Origin of the sequence: Stutzerimonas stutzeri (assembly GCF_000935215.1) — a bacterium.
In the GTDB taxonomy this organism is placed as follows: domain Bacteria; phylum Pseudomonadota; class Gammaproteobacteria; order Pseudomonadales; family Pseudomonadaceae; genus Stutzerimonas.
Genome location: NZ_JXXD01000231.1, coordinates 34706 through 50464, shown reverse-complemented (window position 1 = coordinate 50464; position 15759 = coordinate 34706). Strand labels below are relative to the sequence as shown.

Sequence of the window (15759 nt, the reverse complement as noted above, 5' to 3'; positions counted from 1 at the left end):
GCCTATTTGACCTTGTTGGGTGTGTCGGTACCCCAAACCACATTGCTTGACCGGCTCTCAGGTACTTCAGCTGTTTGGGCACCCCCGCCTATGGCCGGGCGCGCTGTCGTGCTGTGCATCGAGCCTCGCTGCGCAAGTCTCGCCCTTTGGGCTTCCATCGTTCCCTCGCTGTGCTCGGCTGATGCCTTCGACCCGGCTGCTCCGGGCCTGCGCGCTGCGCTTGCGAAGGCCGTTGCCCATGCTGCGGCCATTGCCTGTCGATCCGTCTTTCCCTGACTTCATCACCTTGTCGCGACTGTAGCGCGCGGCCTCGCGCCTTCAAGGCGCGCCGGGCCGTGTCCTCGGCTGCGCCTGTGGGCCGCACCCTCCCGGCGCTTGCTTCCTTGACGGCACCCGTCCGCGTGCTCCTGACCGTCGCGGGCGATGAACTCAGGAAAGACGGTGGCAACGAGGCCAGCCCAGGTGTTCGTGCCGACCCCACCGGAAGAGCCGAAAGCGGGCTCCGAATCTAGGAATCCGGTGGGGGTTGAACAGCAAACCTTGTCAGGAGAACGACCATGCAACTTGCTTCCAACTTCTCGTACCGCTCCCCGGTGCTGCGCTCGGAATCCCCCTTGTCGGATGAGCAGATTCGCAATGTGGCCCCGTCCATCTTCGCCGAGGCTCCGCACGAAAGCCGCTCCGAGCGCTACAGCTACATCCCGACCGCGACCCTGTTGCAGGAGCTGCGCGGCGAGGGCTTCGAGCCCTTCATGGTGTGTCAGACCCGGGTGCGCCGGGACGACCGGCGCGAATTCACCAAGCACATGATCCGCCTGCGTCATGCCAGCCAGATTGATGCCCGAGGCGAGGCCAATGAAATCATCCTGCTGAATTCGCACGACGGCACCAGCAGCTACCAGATGCTGGCCGGCATGTTCCGTTTCGTCTGCCAGAACGGCCTAGTCTGCGGCGACACCGTAGCGGACGCGCGCGTGCCGCATAAAGGCGACGTGGCCGCCCAGGTGATCGAGGGCGCTTACCAAGTACTGCACGGTTTCGAGCAGGCGCAGGTGTCGCGCGAGGCCATGCGCGCTGTCACCCTGGATGGCGGCGAGGCCGAAGTCTTCGCCCGTGCCGCGCTGGCTCTCAAGTATGACGATCACGCCAAGCCGGCGCCGATCACCGAACGGCAGGTGCTGGCCCCGCGCCGTCTCGACGACAACCGAGCCGACCTCTGGAGCGTGTTCAACCGAACCCAGGAAAACCTCATTCGTGGCGGTCTGGTCGGGCGCAGCAATAGCGGACGCCGTCAGCGTACCCGCCCCGTGCAGGGCATCGACCAGGACCTACGCCTGAACCGTGCCCTGTGGCTTCTGGCCGATGGCCTGCGCCAGTTGAAAGCCTGAAGCCCACCCGGAGGGGCCGTCGGGCGGTCGGCCCCTCATATATTTCGAACGTTGTCGTAACCGTGCGTGGTGTTCCGCCACGGAGAGTTGAATCGAGACCTCGGATCAGCCGACTGCTACCGAAGACGCTATTGGTCCAAGTTTTGAGCGATGTGCCCGACGAGCTTCAGGGGCTCGCGACTGTTCATCACGGTAAACATGAGGTCGCGTTTGCTGCGGGGGAGAGCTTGGGAGCAACGCTTGGCAGTGGCCTTTACTGCCGCATTCGTGCCGTGGAGCTTGGCGGTAAGAAGAAGTGCGATGGTCGCATCAGTCAGGGTCACGAGCGTCTCGTTTTAAAGGATGGTACAGCCATATTTTATGGCAGTTTCGTTAGTAGCGAAAAGAACTTGGATTGCCGAACTCGGCGATAATCATGGGTGTTTCGTGGCGGCGTATACCAATGTGCTTGGCATGGGGACTGGCTTTCTGTGTTGACAATGCCAGCGAAAGAAAGAATTGGCCGCCGCAGCGGGCGGCCCAGAGCAATCAGCCGTGCGCCGCACTCGCCCCAAGTGCGCGGCGATACAGCACGACCATCTCGTCGAGCAGTTCCTGAGCTGCATAGCTCAGTAAGTGAGCACGCAGATCGAGGGTTGGGACACGCTCCGCGATGGTCAGTCTGGGCGCAATAGGCCGTAGTACGAGCTGTAGCTGCTGCCAGAATCCTTCGCAGACTTGAGGCTCACAGAGCACCAATGGGTGCCCGGCGAGTTCCTCCAGCGGAATCTCGCGGTGGGCGAGCAATTGGTGGCGTGCTGGCAGGGCAACGACAAGCGGGTCATGCCATACGGGCACGGCCAGCAGCCCGTCAGCCTGGTATGTGGTTTGCGACAGACCGACATCGAACAAATCGTCCGCCAGGCCTCTGGCCTGCATCGCAGACGGCACTTCACGCAGGAAGATTTCGATGTCGGGGTCTTCCTCGCGGCACAGCGCGAGCAGCGACGCCAGCCGCGATTGCGGGACGCCGTCGGACAGGGCAATACGTAGCTGACCTCGGTAACCCGAAGCGGCGCCTTTCACGCTCGCTTTGGCCTGTTCTACGACCGCAATGACACGCCGGGCTTCCTGCAACAGGACCGTGCCGGCCCAGGTGAGACGCGTTCGGCGCGTTGTGCGTTCGAACAGCTGCACACCCAAGCGGTACTCCAAGTCCTTGATGGTCCGCGACAAGGGCGATTGCTCCATATGCAAACGTTCGGCAGCCCGTGCGAAATGCAGCTCCTCGGCGACGGCCACGAAACAGCGAAGATGACGAAGCTCCAACTTGCACCTCCGGCTAGGTCAATGGTTGGTTTCAGGTTGGACTGTGCGCGGCCAGGCTCGCTGACGACGAAGGTTGAGAACCTGAAGCAGTGCGCCGAGTGAGGCGATCAAGCCGGCACAGGCGGCCAGCGTCCAGGTGGGCATCTGTAGCAGCAGGACGAAGCCTCCGGCGGCCGCACCTATGGCGCTGCCCAGGTATAGCGCCGATTCGTTGAGAGCGATGGCAAGGTTGCCATCGCCGTGTGCCTGCCTGGCCTGTATCAGTTCGTTGTTCTGCGGTACCTGCAGGGCCCAGCCTACGGCGCCCCATGCCATGATCGGCAGCATGACCAGCCACGTGCCGAGCGTGGCCGCAACCGGTAAGAGAAACAAGGAGGCCGAGAGGATGACCATAATGGCGAAGACCAGCACGGGCCCCCTGACTCGATCGACAACCGGGCCCACCAGAAAGCTGCCGAGTACGCCGCCGATGCCCCAGATCCAGAGATAAGGCGTTACCGAGCGGACTGCACCGAGTTCCGGGTCGGCGAGCAGTGGAGCGATAAAGGTATACATGCCCAGACTGGCAACGGCAGCTAGTAGGGAAATAAGAAGTATGGTCATCACGTGCCCATCGGCAAGGATCCTGAGCTTTTGTCCCAGGGAGCTGGTGGGCGCCGCTTGCAGCCTCGGCAACATCAATGCCAGGCCCGCAAAAGCTAACAACCCCAGCAAGGTGACGAGCCAAAGTGCAGCTTGCCAGCCGAAGCTGTCTGCAGTTATCAAACCCACTGGAACTCCCAGCACAACGCCGCTCGCCATGCCTCCCATGATGATGGCGATCGACTTTCCGCGCCGCTCGGGCGATGAGAGCGCTGCTGAGGCGCCGATGCCCATGGCGAGGTAGACGCCGGCGCCTATTCCGGCCACGGCCCGCCAGATCACCAGTTCGGCAAAGCCTGCTGCGAGGGCGCTGGCCGCGTTTGCCAGAACGAACAATCCAAGGGCGAACAGCAAACCGGTGCGTTGATGATCGGGTGGGGTCAGCGCAACGAATATCGGCGAGCCAAGGCCATAGGCGAGGGTAAAGGCGGTCACCAGCTGCGCAGCCACAGCGACCGAAACGGAAAAGGAGGCCTCAATTAGGGGAATCAGGCCTGCTGTGACATAGGAGGCCATGCCCAGCGCAAATGCACCGAGTGCGATCAGGTAGATGGGAAGTTGCTTGTTGGGATACGGGGTATTCATAGTATCGCCGCTCCAGGAAGGAGGCTGGACGCGGTCGCTGGACCGCGTCGCGCTGAGTTAAAGATCGAGGCTGACATCCTGTTCGGTCAGCCAGGTGTTCAGGCCAACCGCCAGCTCCATGCCCATTCGGTCGTACATGGGCGAGGTGTCGCCAACGGGTCTCTTCAGGGTGGGCTTGACCTGCGATGCATCGAGAAGGGCTCGCACAGGTGCGTCCTTGTCGGCCATGATCTGGGTGAGTGAGGTGCGAAGCGCCTGCTCGTAAGCAGGATCCTGCGTCGAGGGGTAGGGGCTCTTGACCCGATCGCTGATCGATTTGGGTAACAGGTCACGAGTCGCCGCACGCAAGATGCTCTTTTCGCGCCCGTCGAAGGTCTTCATTTCCCAAGGAATGTTGAATGCGTACTCGACAAGCCTGTGGTCACAGAAGGGCACCCTGACCTCAAGACCGACGGCCATGCTCATCCGGTCCTTGCGATCAAGCAATGTCTGGACGAAGCGGGTCAGGTTGACGTAGCTCATCTGGCGCATGCGCCGATCCGTCTGCTCCTCCGACGGCAGTACTGGGGCTTCGCTGAGCGCCTGACTGTAGCTGTCCTCTACGAACCCGGGCAGGTCTAGCTGATGTAGCAGCGCCGGGTCGAAGAGGGTCTTGCCGTCGAAGTATTTGCCAGTCACAGACACCAGCCAGGGAAAGGTCTGGGCCTGGATCGCCGCGGGGAAGCGCTTGGCAACTTCCACGATGTCGGCAATCGGTGCGATGTCGCCGTCCATCGAGTAGATCGACTCGAACACAACCACCTTCGGTTGACCAATTGGATAGCGAGACAGTATCTGGGCCAGGTGTTCCACGTCATTATGGCGAAACACCTGCCGTTCATTCGGTGTTGCTCGGATGCCGTTGACAATCGATGCGTGATTCAGCGCATCGCTGATCACTACACAATCGGGGATTTGCCTCAGCAGGCATTGGACGGTGGCGTCGTTCGAGCCAAAGCCGGTCGGGAAAACCAGTGCCGCTTCTTTATCGTGCCAGTCGGCAAGGCTCGCCTCGAGTCGCTCATAAAGCTCGTAGGAGCCACCGATGTTACGCGAACCGCCTGAGCCTGCGCCGTACGTTTCCAATGCTAGGTGCATCTGCTCGCGTACGGTCGGGTGCTGCGACACTCCTAGGTAGTCGTTGCTGCACCACACAACGACCGGATCCGGCTGCTCGCCGTTCAGCTTGGCGAACGGATACTGGCCGCAGATGTAACTGAGAGCGGTAAAGGTGCGGTACTGGTTGGAGGACTTCAATAACTCCAGTTGCTCACGAAGCAATGATTGGTACATCCGAATATCTCCTGAACGATCAAGCCGCTCGATGCCGGCCAGCTTTCTGGAAAGGGGCATTGGCGGGGAGGAGTTATTCTTAATCCGGCTTCGATGGGGTTACAATTTGACCTCTTATACTATTACTGGAGAGTAACCGGATGAGCGCGCCTCGCAGCCTTGAGCGAAACCGGGCGGAGCTGGCCAACTTTCTGCGAAGCCGCCGTGAACGTATTTCTCCCCAGGAAGTTGGCCTGCCGGCGGGTGAGCGTCGCCGCACACCGGGCCTGCGACGTGAGGAGGTAGCGGCGCTGGCTGGGGTCGGTTTGTCCTGGTACACCTGGTTGGAGCAGGGCCGCGAAATTGGCGTTTCGGCATCATTCCTTGAAAGGCTGTCCAAAACCTTAAAGCTGGATGCGACTGAGCGGCGCCACTTGTTCCTCCTCGCTCACCAACGTCTTCCACCGGAGCCGGGCAAGACTTGGTGTGTCGTGCCGCCGCTCGTACATAGGTTGATGGCCGACCTCCCAATGCGTCCGGCGTACGTCCTCAATCTTCGCTGGGATGTGCTGGCTTGGAACGCGGCCGCAGATAAGGTCTTCGCTTTCTCGAGCGTTCCGACAGAGCGGCGCAACTTCCTTTGGCTGTTGTTCACCGCACCTTCGATGCGCGCATTGCTCGACCCTTGGGAGGATCAGGCCTTGCAAATCCTGTCGAGTTTTCGCCGTGATTTCGTCAGGGCAGCCCAAGACCCCGACATGGGAGCATTGGTTAAGGATTTGGAGAAGATCGACACCGATTTCAGGACCTGGTGGCGTCAGCACGACATCCACGGTCCTTGCCAGGGTGTACGGCACTTGCGAATCCCGGACATTGGGCTGGTAGTGTTCGACCATACGTCTCTTACGATCGATGTCGACCGCGATCTACGTCTGGTTTATTACGCGGCGAGGGAAGGGCAAGCCGCAAGCCGGCTATTTGAACAATGGCTGACCGACGAGGTCGGCGTCACCAGCATGGGGAATGAGCCGCTCACCAATGACCGTGGCCCGCGAGCGCCCGAGGTGCCAGGAGACCTGTCCGCGCTATCTGCGGCGTCTTCCTCTGCTGGTGAGATGGTGCTCTCGCTTCAGTCCCCAAGCGCATTGAGATAGCCAATCAGGGCGCGCGGAATCTCCTGTAGCCAGATCCGCTCCAGGCTTTCGTTCGTCTCAGGAGCCGAATGGAACATCCCGGATGGTATGGATAACAGAACCGCACTATAGGCGCGCAAATCTTCGGCACTTGCGTCGGGCAACCTCATGTGGAGAACCTTTTCGTAGATGGAACGCACTGCGGCGCGAAGCGCTGGCGAATGAAGCTGCCGATCGCCTAGGGTCGGGCTGAGCAGCAACTGGATATCCCGGTGACGAGCAATGTATTCAAGAAAGGGAACGATGAGCCGTTCCACCATCTGCGCTGTAGAAAGGCGCTTCCAGACGTGATCGTCGATCTGCTCCAGTCGCTTGGTGATGGTACACAGCGCGTCGGTGTGACGCTGATTGAGGGCGGCGAGGACGCTGTGCTTGTCGGGGAAGAAGTGATAGAGCGAGCCAATGGAGGTGCCCGACTCCTTGGCGAGACGATGCATCGTCAGGCCCGCTTCGCCATCGCGCTGCAACACCTTCGCGCAGGCATCCAGAATGGCGGCGACACGCTCGTGTCCACGGTCCTGCTGTGGCTTGCGGGGCGTCCGGCCTGCTTTCACAGATGGACGCGTGGTGGGCGCTAGTTCTGGGGTCATGGCCTGAATGCTAGCGGAACGCAGCGAAGAGTGCAGTAATACTAGACAGATAATTCTAGTTAAGTAACATGCGCAGCTTCATCCCAGATCGACTCGCATGGCCCAGCCCCAGTATTTGAAGCCCAATCCGAATTGGGAGCCTCACGAGCGACCATCTATGCCGGGTTCGCCGTCGACGCCATTGCACAGCAATCCGGTCAGGCTCGCCTATGCGCTCGTCGCGATGCTGGTTGGCATCACCGGCGGCCTGGGCAATGCGTTGTTTAGCGCCAATCTCGCCGCCATCCAGGGGGAGCTGGGGCTGACGCCCGAGCAGGGCGCCTGGCTGCCCGCCGCCTACCTGATGGTCAACGTTTCCACTAATCTCCTGCTGATCAAGTTTCGGCAGCAATACGGATTGCGCCGTTTCGCGGAGATCGGCCTGACGATCTACGCGCTCGTGACCGTTACTCATATCTTCGTCGAAGGCTTCGGCATGGCCGTATTCGTTCGGGCGGTCAGCGGTTTCGCCGGTGCCACGGTCAGCACCTTGGCCGTGCTCTACATGCTGCAGGCGTTTCGCAAGGCCGACATGCCCAAGGGGCTGATCATCGGCATCGGCATATCCCAACTGGCGACGCCGCTGGCCTGGCTGCTGTCCCCGGCCTTGCTGGATCTGGGGGAGTGGCATCGCCTGTACGTATTCGAGGCGGGCCTCGCCCTGTGCTCGTTGGCGGCGGTGGTGGTGCTCAAGCTGCCGCCGGGCGAACACATCAAGGCATTCGAACCGCTGGATTTTCTCACGTTCCTCCTCATCGCTCCGGCGCTGGCGCTGTTCGCCGCCGTGCTGGCCCAGGGGCGGGTGCAGTGGTGGTTCGAGCAGCCCCGGATCGCCTATGCGCTGATCGCCGGGCTGGTGCTGATGATCGCCGCCCTGACGATCGAGCATCATCGGAAAAATCCTCTGGTGCAGACGCGCTGGCTGGGTATGGCCGACACCCTGCGTTTCGCCATCGGCGCGATCGCCCTGCGCTTCGTCCTGACAGAGCAGAACTACGGCGCGGTCGGGTTGCTGCAGACGCTCGGCATGGGGGCTGATCAGTTGCGGGGGCTCTATACCGTGATGCTGATCGGACTGGTGCTCGGCATCGTCGTCAGTGCGCTGACCTTCGGCCCCAGAACCATCGTCGCGCAGATCGTCCTGTCCATCGTACTGATCGCGACGGGCAGCTTTCTGGATACCGATGCGACCAACCTGACCCGCCCCCACGATATGTTTCTCAGCCAGGGCATGCTGTCCTTCGCCGGCGGCCTGTTCATGGGGCCGCTGATGTTGACGGGGGTCATGAAGGCGCTGAAGAACGGGCCGAATTATCTGGTGAGCTTCGCCGTGCTGTTCTCGATCACCCAGAGCCTCGGCGGTCTCGCCGGCCCGGCGGTATTCGGCACCTTCCAGGTGGTGCGTGAGAAGGCCCATTCCAGTTATCTGACCGAACAGATCAACCCGGCCGACCCGATCGTGGCGCAGCGCCTGCAACTGCAGGGGCAACTCTATGCGCCGCTGATTAGCGATCCACTGCTGAGGCAGGCGCAGGGTTCCGCGCAGTTGAGCCAGGTGGTGCGCCGCGAAGCCAACGTGCTGGCCTTCAATGATGTGTTTCGCCTGATCGGGCTGGTGGCCATCAGCGTACTGAGCTGGTCGCTCTTCCACATTCTGCGCGCGGCCCGGCAAAAGAAGCGCGAGAGCCTGGCCAGCGTGACTCCCCCTACCGATATCCAAGATACCTGAGCCATGACCGACAAAAAGAAGCCCCGCGAAGATCTGCCCGCTGCCCCGGTCGTCGAGGAATCCGCCGCGCCGGCCGATGCCGGGCCGGTCGAGAGCGAGCCGCCGAAGACGATCAGGCCCAGGGCCCGCACCGTGGTTCTGATGCTGGGCGTCGCCCTGGTCGGGATTCTCGCAATACTCTACGCCTGGCGGCTGCCGCCGTTTACCAGCGGCATCGTCACCACGGAAAACGCCTATGTCCGGGGCCAGATCACCGTGCTGGCACCGCAGGTCAACGGCTATGTCTCTGAAGTCCTGGTCGAGGATTTCCAAGCGGTGGAGCAGGGACAGGCGCTGATCCGGATCGACGACCGCATCTATCGTCAGAAGGTGGCGCAGGCAAGGGCGGAGCTGGCCGCGCGCCAATTCGAACTGGATAACGTGGTGCAGGCGCTGGCCTCCGATCAGGCGACGCTGGCTTCCCGACGCGCCGAAATCGGCGCGGCGAAAGCTGAGTTTGACCGTGCGCGGGCCGATGAACTGCGCGTCAACGAGCTGTCCGAGCGGGGCTCAGTTTCGGTTCGCGAGCGCGACCAGATTCGCGCCACCGCGCGCTCGGCCGCCGCCAATGTGAAGCGCTCGGAAGCCGCGATCCAGATCGCCGAGGAAAGCCTCAAGGCCACCGGCGTCTCCAAGGGCGGGCTCCAGGCCCAGGTCGCGTTGGCCGAAGCGTCCCTGCGCCTGGCCGAAATCGATCTCGCCAACACCCTGATCAAGGCACCGAGAGGCGGCCAGGTCAGCCAGGTCACGGTGCGCCTCGGACAGTACGTCTCGGCGGGTTCGCAACTGCTCTATCTGGTGCCGCGGCAACTCTGGATCATCGCCAACTACAAGGAAACCCAGATCCACCACATGCGCGTCGGCCAGCCGGTCACCTTCGATATCGATGCGCTGGACGGCGCCACGCTCACCGGACGGGTCGAGCGGCTGGCGCCTGCCACCGGTTCAGAGTTCAGCGTGCTGGCGCCCGACAACGCCACCGGCAACTTCACCAAGGTGGTTCAGCGGCTGCCGGTGCGCATCGCCATCAATGCCGAGCAGCCGCTGGCCGAGCGCCTGCGTCCGGGCCTCTCGGTGGTCGTCCATGTCGATACCAGCGCCGATGACGAGGAGGGCGTGCAATGACGCGGCCCGACAGGGTCAGCCGGGCGTTGTCCCCCCTGCTGCTGGCCATGGCCCTGACCGCTTGCGCGCCGGCTCGGCAGGCGATACCGCTGGCGGCGCAGGTCGAGGTGCCGGATGCCTGGCGCGACGGCACGGCAGCCAGGTCGGCCATCCAACTGCGCTGGTGGCAGGGTTTCGCCGATCCGCAACTGAACCGCCTGATCGAAACCGCACTGGCCTCGAACACCGACATCCTCACGGCGATGTCCCGGATCGACGAGGCGCGCGAGCAGGTTCGGCTGGCGCGCTCGTCCCTGCTGCCCAGGGTCGATGCCGTGATCGGCGGGCAGCGCGTCCGTGATCTCGGCACGACGGGAATCCAGCACACCACGGCCTTTCAGCCGGAGTTGCAGGTATCCTACGAGGTGGATGTCTGGGGCCGTCTGGGCAAGCTGCGGGAAGCGGCCGAGCTGGGTTACCAGGCCAGCGAAGCGGATCACGATGCGGTGCGCCTCGCGGTGGTCAGCACCCTGGCCAGGGCCTACATCTCACTGCTATCGCTGGACTACCAGTTGCAGGTGACCCGCCAGACCGCCGAATCCCGCCAGGAGGCCCTGCGCATCGCCGGCGACCGGGCGAGCCTCGGCTACACCTCGCAACTGGAGCTGACCCAGGCGCAGTCCGAATACGAGGCCGCCGCACAACTGATTCCCGAACTGGAACAGGCGATCCGCCAGCAGGAGAATGCCATCCGTCTGCTGACCGGCACGCTGCCCGGTGCGGTCACGCGCGGCAGCCACTTCGACACCATCGCCCTCCCAGCAGTGCCCGCGGCTCTGCCGTCGGAGCTGTTGCGGCGCCGGCCCGACATCCGTCAGGCCGAACTGCTGCTGGCCGCGAGCGATCTCAGCCTCGACGCCGAGCGTGATCGTTTTCTGCCGCAGGTTCAGCTTTCCGCGAACATCGGCCAGTTGTTTGTCAACGCGCTGGACTACGATCCAGAGCGGGTCTGGGGACTGGGCGGCAGCGTACTGGCGCCTTTGTTCAATGGCCGACGGCTGGAAGCGGGGGTTGCGATCGCTACCGCTCAGCGCGATCAGGCCGCTTACCGTTATCGAGCCTCTGCGCTGAATGCCTTCAGCGAAGTAGAGAGCGCCCTTTCCGGCATCCAGCAGTTCGCCGCGCAGGCAGAGCGCGTCGAGGCGCGGCGCGAGATTCTGGCGCGGTCGCTGGAAATCGCCCGCGACCGCTACCGCGGTGGCTACTCCTCCTACCTCGAAGAACTCGACGCCCAGCGCAACCTGTTCAACACCGAACTGGCGGTGATCCAGATCGAAGAAAACCGCATCGGCAACCTGATCAACCTCTACCAGGCGCTGGGGGGGGGCTGGCAGGCGGATGCGATCCACGCGAGCGAGGAGCACCCCGTTCCTTTGAAACATATTAAGAGGGATCATTGATGAAATACCGCACCCAACTCCGGCCAGGCCTGCTGGTCATGCTGCTGGTCGCTTGTGCCGCGGCGGAAGCCGATACGCTGTCGATCAAGGCGGAAAACGACATCATCTCCTCGGGAAGCGATGGTCATTACAGCAACGGGCTGGAAGTAATCTGGGGCTTCGAGCCCGAACAGGATCACTGGAGCCGTAGTCTCGCAGATCTCCTGCCGGGCTGGTCGGGCAGTGCGGTGGACAATGTCGCCTATCGCTTTGGCCATCAGATCTATACCCCTGAGGAAATCGAAAACAATGGACTGATCGAGGACGATCGTCCGTATGCGGGACTGATGTTCGCCGGGGTGTCGATGTTCTCCGACACCCCGCACGAGGGCTGGCGTTCGGCCGAGGAATTGCACCTTGACGTCGGCATCGTCGGCCCGGCTGCGGGCGGCAAGCGATTGCAGCGCGCCGTGCACAAGGCCACCGGCAGCGACGAGCCCAACGGCTGGGAACATCAATTGGAGAACGAGCCCTTCGTCAATCTGGCCTATCAGCACCGCTGGTGGCTGCAGAAGCGCATGGGCGGGCTGGAGCTGGAATACGGCCCCAGCCTGGGCTTCTCGCTCGGCAATCTGTACACCTACGCATCGACAGGCCTGGGGGCGCGGCTCGGGCAGAACCTGCAGCGTAGCTTCAGCATTCCTTCGGTCACTCCTGGGCAAAGCGGCAACCAGTTCTTCCACGCGGGCAGCGGGTTCGGTTGGTACGGCTTCGCCAATCTCGAGGGACGCTACATGGCGCAGAACATGCTCCTCGACGGCAACACCTTCGAGGACAGCCATTCGGTGGATCGCCGCGAATGGGTCGGCGACGCCACGCTCGGCGGCGTGCTGACCTGGAGCCGCTGGCAACTGGCGTTCGCCAGCGTCTGGCGCACCCGCGAGTTCGACGGACAACAGGAGCACGACCAGTTCGGCTCGATCACGCTCTCGACCTGGTTGTAATGCTGACGAGGGGCTCTGCGCGGCCCAAGCAAACCATCTCAACAGGAAGAAACTGGAAATGGATGAATTGAATGTAATGATTTCCATACTGCTGGTGGCGTTCCTGACGATGACTGTCGGGTTCGCCGCGCGCGAGAGGAACTGGGGGGTTGCATTGATCGGACTGGGCGTCGTCGGTGTGTTTTCGGTGCTGGGATACAAGATGTACATCACTTTCGGCGGTGCGTGACAGGCTCCGTATTCTTGGCGGCCGAAAAAGCCATGCATGGCGCCGGTACTGCGAGTGCCGGTGGCCGCTTCCTTTTTCGCATTCGAGTTCCTCAGTTTGAATCGTCAACCAGCTCCGCTCCGCGGACAGTTATATGGCTCCATCCTCCGGCGGGGAGCGTTCCTCGTGCTTCTGCTGCTGATGCTGAGCGGTTGCGCCGGGGTCAAGGTGTCCGCCCTCGAAACCAGGGACTACATCTCCCTGCGCCGCGGGGATGTGCTGAGCACAGGGCAACTCAGCTCTTCGGTGGGGACCGCGCTGCAGGTGGTCGGCATCGGCCAGGACGAATGCAAGGCAGCCGCTGCCGTCTGCCTTCGAACGCTGGGCGAGTCGAAAGCGCTGGGCGACGAGCAACGGCTGTCGGTATTGGCCGAACTCTGGCTGCAGGAAGCGTTGCGGCTGGATCGATCGGCGCAGACCGATGCGCAGACCGACGCCATGCTGGATGCTTACCTGGAAAGCGCCCGGCACGCTTACGCTTACCTGTTCATGACCGAGCGCACGGTGGGGCAGAGGGCCCTGGACGATAGGCAGACCCAGGTGCGCGACTATTACAACTTCTCCGTGCAAAAGGCGTTGACTGGGCTCTTTGCGCGCTATCAAGGCAACCCGCCACAGGCTGGCGAAGGCCAGGGCAACTTCGTGCTGCATAGCGGCCGCTGGCAGATTCAGGGTACGGTGGGCGATGTCCGTCTGGCTGGCGGCCGGGACCTGCCGGAGGCGCTGATTCCAGCGGCTTCGCTTTCCTTTAAGGGCTTGCGTAACCAGTATCGGCGGGACGGGTTGGGAGCAGAACTGGTCGCCATGACTGACCGCAGAGTGGTGAGAAAGGACAGTGCGGAGCTGGCCTGGAGCGAGACGCCGTTCCCGGCCGTCACTGCAGTGGCGAGTTTTCCAGGAGCGACCCTGGACGAGGTTCTGAGCACGCAAAGGGTGCATATCGTCGGCTACGACCCATTTCGCCAGGACAGCATCACGATGGCCGGGCGAGAGATCCCACTGGCGGCTAGCTTCACCTCTGGCTACGGGCTCTGGCTGGCTCGTTCGGGATTTGCCTCCCAGTCATTGCTGACACTAGTGGGCAAGGGCGAGGTACTGGAAAAGCCACACGTCTATCTGATGCAGCCCTACGATCCGAACCGCCGCATCATCATCATGCTGCATGGCCTGGCCAGCAGTCCGGAAGCCTGGATCAATGTCGCCAACGAGGTGCTGGGCGACGAAGCCCTGCGGCAAAACTACCAGATCTGGCAAGTCTATTACCCGACAAACGCCCCGCTGGCATTCAACAACAAGGCGATCCGTACGGCCCTTGAGCAGACCCTTGAGCACTTCGATCCGAGCGGAACGGCCCAGGCCTCTCGGGATATGGTGGTAATCGGGCATAGCATGGGTGGGGTGCTGTCGCGGTTGATGCTGTCGTCTTCCGGAGATCGTCTGTGGGACGCCCTGCTTGAGAGGTATCCGCTTCAGGGGCGTAGGCTCGAGCGGGTGCAGAAGGAGGTCGGCCCCTATGTGAGGTTCGAGCCCTTGCCCGATGTCAGCCGCGCGATCTTCGTCGCGGCCCCGCACCGCGGCACGCCATTCGCCGAGAACCGCATTTCCCGCTGGGCCGCTGGCCTCGTCAAGCTGCCGGCCTCGGTGCTTGGGCGGATCACCGATGTTGCGCAATTGCTGATCGTCCCGGGCTCGGCCAATGCCGAGGTGTTGACCCGGCCACTCAACAGCATCGACAATCTCAGCAGCAACGACCCCTTTGTCAGGCTGAGCGCCGACCTGCCCATCTCGCCTGCGGTGCGCTACCACTCGATCATCGGCAACTACACCCCCGCGTTGTCACTGCTGGATTCCAGCGATGGTGTGGTGCCGTATTCCAGTGCCCATCTGGCCGCGGCAGAGTCGGAAATCGTGATTCCTTTCGGCCACAGCGTGCAGGAGACGCCCGAGGCCATCATGGAAATCCGCCGCATTCTGCACGTTCATCTGCACGAGTCCGACGGCGACCGGTTCGCGGGACCGGTACCATGACCCTGCGTGTTTTCCTGCAGGTGCTGGCTTCGCTGGCAATGCTGCTGGCGACAGCCTGGGGGGGCATGGCGCTGTGGTATCAGTTGCCGATGATGGCTGCGGGCAAGAGCGCGTCGATAGCCCTGTGGTGCATCCTCGCCTCGGCGCTGCTCATCGCGCTCTGGCGGCTTCGGCCCTGGATTGCGATTTGCGGCTACCTGTCGCTGTTCGCGCTGTTGCAGGTCTGGTGGAACTCCCTAGAGCCCTCGAACCATCGGGTCTGGACCGATGATCTGATGGGAATGACCCACGGACGTGCGGAGGGCAGTCAGGTAACCTTGCACAACGTGCGCAATTTCGACTGGCGCAGCGACGAGGACTATGACCCACGTTGGGAAACCCGCCGCTACGATCTGGATCAGCTGACGTCGGTCGATTTGGCGACCTCTTACTGGGGGATGCCGGCCATCGCTCACGTTCTGGTTTCGTTCGGCTTCGATGATGGCCAGTTCGTGGTATTCACGGTGGAAATCCGCAAAGAGCGTGGCGAAAGCTATTCGGAAATTGGCGGCTTCTTCAAACAGTTCGAACTGAGCATCGTTGCCGCCGACGAGCGAGACGCGTTGCGGGTGCGCACCAACGTTCGCAACGAAGATGTCTATCTGTATCGGGTAAATATGTCCGAAGAGGCGATGCGGGCGCTCTTCCTGTCCTACATCCAGCAGACAAATCAGCTGCAGCAAGAACCTCGTTTCTACAACACCATTACCGCCAACTGCACCACCATCGTCTTTGAGATGATGCGCCAGATCATCCGCGGGTTGCCGCTAGATTACAGGCTGCTGCTCACCGGCTATCTACCCGGATATGTCCAGGATGTAGGCGGTTTAGAGCAGAATCTTAAACTAGAGGAGTTGCGTCAGCAGGGACGAATCACCGAACGGGCTCGGCGGGCAGGTAACAATATGGACTTTTCTCGGGTAATACGCGATGGTGTGCCCGGCTGGTAAGGGAAGGTCCAGTATTGATTTCGCACTAGAGCACAAACCTCTGTGCTAGTTCTGCCAGTGGCCGACGCAAGGAAAATGCCGGCTCCCCGCTGACGAGGCGAAC

12 protein-coding genes and 2 pseudogenes are annotated in these 15759 nt (G+C 62.2%); 9 read left to right on the top strand and 5 right to left on the bottom strand.

What is annotated here, in order from left to right:
- Nucleotides 1-557 precede the first annotated feature (557 nt).
- Nucleotides 558-1388, top strand: a complete 831-nt coding sequence (locus tag LO50_RS19725; RefSeq protein ID WP_044316092.1) for a DUF932 domain-containing protein — start codon at nt 558-560, stop codon at nt 1386-1388.
- Between the two features lie 128 nt (nt 1389-1516).
- Here the strand turns inward: LO50_RS19725 and LO50_RS19720 are convergent, their stop codons facing one another.
- The 4 genes and pseudogenes from LO50_RS19720 to LO50_RS25465 form a co-directional block, all read right to left on the bottom strand.
- Nucleotides 1517-1711 (bottom strand): DUF7740 domain-containing protein, encoded by a 195-nt coding sequence (locus LO50_RS19720; protein ID WP_044316091.1) that lies wholly within the window; start codon nt 1709-1711, stop codon nt 1517-1519.
- Nucleotides 1712-1994: 283 nt separating this feature from the next.
- Nucleotides 1995-2696 (bottom strand): annotated as a pseudogene (locus LO50_RS19715) (LysR family transcriptional regulator); the annotation flags it as partial.
- A gap of 18 nt (nt 2697-2714) precedes the next feature.
- A complete protein-coding gene (locus LO50_RS19710) occupies nt 2715-3923 on the bottom strand; it encodes an MFS transporter (RefSeq protein ID WP_080902137.1) in 1209 nt (402 codons plus the stop codon).
- Between the two features lie 57 nt (nt 3924-3980).
- On the bottom strand, nt 3981-5255 hold the full coding sequence (locus tag LO50_RS25465) for an aminotransferase class I/II-fold pyridoxal phosphate-dependent enzyme (RefSeq protein ID WP_052816831.1): 1275 nt from the start codon (nt 5253-5255) through the stop codon (nt 3981-3983).
- 140 nt (nt 5256-5395) lie between these two features.
- Here LO50_RS25465 and LO50_RS19695 point away from each other — a divergent pair.
- A pseudogene (locus tag LO50_RS19695) lies at nt 5396-6235 on the top strand (helix-turn-helix transcriptional regulator); the annotation flags it as partial.
- A 128-nt stretch (nt 6236-6363) separates the two neighbouring features.
- Here the strand turns inward: LO50_RS19695 and LO50_RS19690 are convergent.
- Entirely contained in the window at nt 6364-7017 is a 654-nt protein-coding gene (locus LO50_RS19690; RefSeq protein WP_044316090.1) for a TetR/AcrR family transcriptional regulator, read from the bottom strand.
- Between the two features lie 157 nt (nt 7018-7174).
- On the opposite strand from LO50_RS19690, the gene LO50_RS19685 reads away from it, so the two are divergent.
- Genes LO50_RS19685 through LO50_RS19655 form a run of 7 tightly spaced genes read left to right on the top strand, consistent with a single transcriptional unit; the run spans nt 7175 to nt 15656 of the window.
- Nucleotides 7175-8785 (top strand): MFS transporter, encoded by a 1611-nt coding sequence (locus LO50_RS19685; protein ID WP_044316089.1) that lies wholly within the window; start codon nt 7175-7177, stop codon nt 8783-8785.
- A 3-nt stretch (nt 8786-8788) separates the two neighbouring features.
- On the top strand, nt 8789-9949 hold the full coding sequence (locus LO50_RS19680; protein ID WP_042928801.1) for an HlyD family secretion protein: 1161 nt from the start codon (nt 8789-8791) through the stop codon (nt 9947-9949).
- Entirely contained in the window at nt 9946-11388 is a 1443-nt protein-coding gene (locus tag LO50_RS19675; protein WP_044316088.1) for an efflux transporter outer membrane subunit, read from the top strand. Before LO50_RS19680 ends, LO50_RS19675 begins: the two co-directional genes overlap by 4 nt.
- Nucleotides 11388-12371, top strand: a complete 984-nt coding sequence (locus LO50_RS19670; protein WP_044316087.1) for a lipid A deacylase LpxR family protein — start codon at nt 11388-11390, stop codon at nt 12369-12371. Before LO50_RS19675 ends, LO50_RS19670 begins: the two co-directional genes overlap by 1 nt.
- 58 nt (nt 12372-12429) lie before the next feature.
- On the top strand, nt 12430-12600 hold the full coding sequence (locus LO50_RS25130; RefSeq protein ID WP_042928804.1) for a hypothetical protein: 171 nt from the start codon (nt 12430-12432) through the stop codon (nt 12598-12600).
- Nucleotides 12601-12636: 36 nt separating this feature from the next.
- A complete protein-coding gene (locus LO50_RS19660; protein WP_080902135.1) occupies nt 12637-14667 on the top strand; it encodes an esterase/lipase family protein in 2031 nt (676 codons plus the stop codon).
- Nucleotides 14664-15656 carry an Lnb N-terminal periplasmic domain-containing protein gene (locus LO50_RS19655; RefSeq protein WP_044316086.1) on the top strand — a complete coding sequence of 331 codons (993 nt, stop codon included), beginning with the start codon at nt 14664-14666 and terminating at the stop codon, nt 15654-15656. The genes LO50_RS19660 and LO50_RS19655 overlap by 4 nt, the downstream gene beginning before the upstream one ends.
- Nucleotides 15657-15759: the final 103 nt, after the last annotated feature.